Source organism: Nitrosophilus sp., assembly GCF_982775275.1.
On sequence record NZ_CEXZHP010000029.1, the window covers coordinates 10,044 to 11,989 of the forward strand.

Genomic DNA, 1,946 nt, shown 5'->3' on the forward strand with positions numbered 1-1,946 from the left:
CCGGTGGATGCTATTAAAACTCAAGAAAGCGCACTAAATATATATCAAGATAGTTGTATCTCTTGCGGGGCCTGCGTAGGAGTATGTCCGACCGAGGCGATAGAGTTAAAAGGCTTTAGCGTAATAGAGTTCGTTTTTAGCTTTATAAAAGGCGAAGAAAATATTGTAAGTTGTAAAACAAATTTTGTATGTCTTAGCGCATTAAACGTAGAGTATCTTATATCTTTAGGACTTTTAAAAGAGATGGTTTTGGATATCGGGCATTGTAAAGATTGTCATATAAAAGATAAATGCTATGAAAAGATTTTACAAAATGTTGAAGAGGCAAACTATATATTATCCACGCTTGGGGGCAAAAAAATAATATTAAAAGAGCTTTCATTGGAAAAAAAGAGTTGCTCAAACAGAAGAGATTTTTTCAATCTCTTTACGATAGAAGGCGCTACAAAGGGGATAAAAGAGTTCAAAGAGGAGGTTGAGAGTTTAGAAAATCCTCAAATTACGCTTTCTTCCCATCATGCAAAAGCCATAAGAGAAAAAACTATACCCAATAAAAGAAAACTTCTTTTTACTATCTTAAAAAAATTAGATAAGCCAAAAGAGTATAAATATTTGGAAAATAGATATTTAACCTTTATAAGTCAAAAAGAGATAGATTATAGTTGCGATAACTGCTCTATATGTTATAGGGTATGTCCAACTTCTGCTCTAAATTGTGACAAAAAAGGATCAAAAATATTTTTTGATCCCATGCTTTGCATAAGATGCTATTTATGTCACGATGTGTGCGAAAAAGATAGTATAAAATTAAGCGAGTTTTTCGACACAAAAGAGTTTTTTGAGTCATCTTTGCAAACTTTGATAGAGTTTAATGTTGTCAGATGCGAAGAGTGCGGGGCGTTTTTTACCTATTTTGGTGAAGATGAAATGTTGTGTGCAAGATGCAAAATGGAGGATTTTGACGCAAAAGAGCTTTGGGGGTTAAAATGAATCCGGTAGATATTCACAAAAAGAAGTTGATTGCCGTTGCCGGCAAGGATGTTTTTGGAAAGAGTTTTATAAATGTGGTTAACAAAGAGATTTTGAAAGAAAATCTAATGATGATAGGTATAAATATTAATGAAGAGGATTTTGGCTTTTTTATAAACAACCTAAAAGATTCAAAAGTGGAAGTTACCATATTTATGCCCGAATTTCAAAAAAAAGCGGCCGCTTTTTATAATCTTGATGATTTTTTGATCATGGCATATAAAGATGGTAGGGAGTTTAAGTTTATAACTTCAAAAAATGAGAGTTTAATAGACGATTTAAAGTTATTAGAGTTATCAAAAAAAATAAGGAAATAGCATGAAGATAGATTTTGAAGATTTAAAAAAAGAGTTTGACGCTTTTAATGTAAGTTGCGAAGATAACGAGTGTGAAGAAGATGTAAGTGAAGAAGGATTTATAGAGATAGTTCAAAAATATATGCTAACTCCCGCAATCTGCGGAGTATATTTTAGCAGACTCGATATTAAAGTTATTGGATTGAGATTTGGAGAGGATGTTCAGATAAGAGAGAGAAAAAGAATGCTAAGGGATATTTTAAAAGCCGTAGTATCAAAAAAAGAGATGGAAAGACTTTTTGATATTATAAAAAATAGCGCCGATGAAAAAAGAGATATTTATAAGGAATTGGTTGAAAAGTTTCCACATACAAAAGATATATTTGAAGAAAATTTTGAAAAAATTGAGAAATTTAAAAATAGGCTTGATGAAATATTAAAAGAGGTTAGCGAGGAGATATAGCCGCTATTGCGGCATACCTCCCATTGGTACCATAGGCATCATAGGCATTGCTAAAGGTTTGCAATTTTTTACTTGTGAAACGGATATTATCGTTTTTCCATTGTTACCGAAATCTCTTAAATACATAACATTTTTTCCGTTTTCAACAATTTTAACTA

The 1,946-nt window shown here is 31.7% G+C and carries 3 protein-coding genes; all 3 read left to right on the forward strand.

Going from position 1 to position 1,946, the window contains the following annotated elements; all coding sequences use genetic code 11:
- Positions 1-990: 4Fe-4S binding protein (locus AC30RD_RS02780; RefSeq protein ID WP_489492674.1), on the forward strand; the 990-nt coding region annotated here is incomplete at its 5' end.
- The gene (locus tag AC30RD_RS02785; protein ID WP_489492675.1) at positions 987-1,346 is read left to right on the forward strand and encodes a hypothetical protein; all 360 of its coding nucleotides are present in this window, start codon (positions 987-989) and stop codon (positions 1,344-1,346) included. The genes AC30RD_RS02780 and AC30RD_RS02785, both read left to right, overlap by 4 nt.
- A gap of 1 nt (position 1,347) precedes the next feature.
- Complete coding sequence (locus AC30RD_RS02790) at positions 1,348-1,788, forward strand: hypothetical protein (protein ID WP_489492676.1); 441 nt, start codon at positions 1,348-1,350, stop codon at positions 1,786-1,788.
- Positions 1,789-1,946 lie beyond the last annotated feature (158 nt).

Bases quoted from the DNA above. Each gene is read 5' to 3' on its own strand.
- AC30RD_RS02785 (WP_489492675.1), top strand. From the start codon at position 987: ATGAATCCGGTAGATATTCACAAAAAGAAGTTGATTGCCGTTGCCGGC.
- AC30RD_RS02790 (WP_489492676.1), top strand. From the start codon at position 1,348: ATGAAGATAGATTTTGAAGATTTAAAAAAAGAGTTTGACGCTTTTAAT.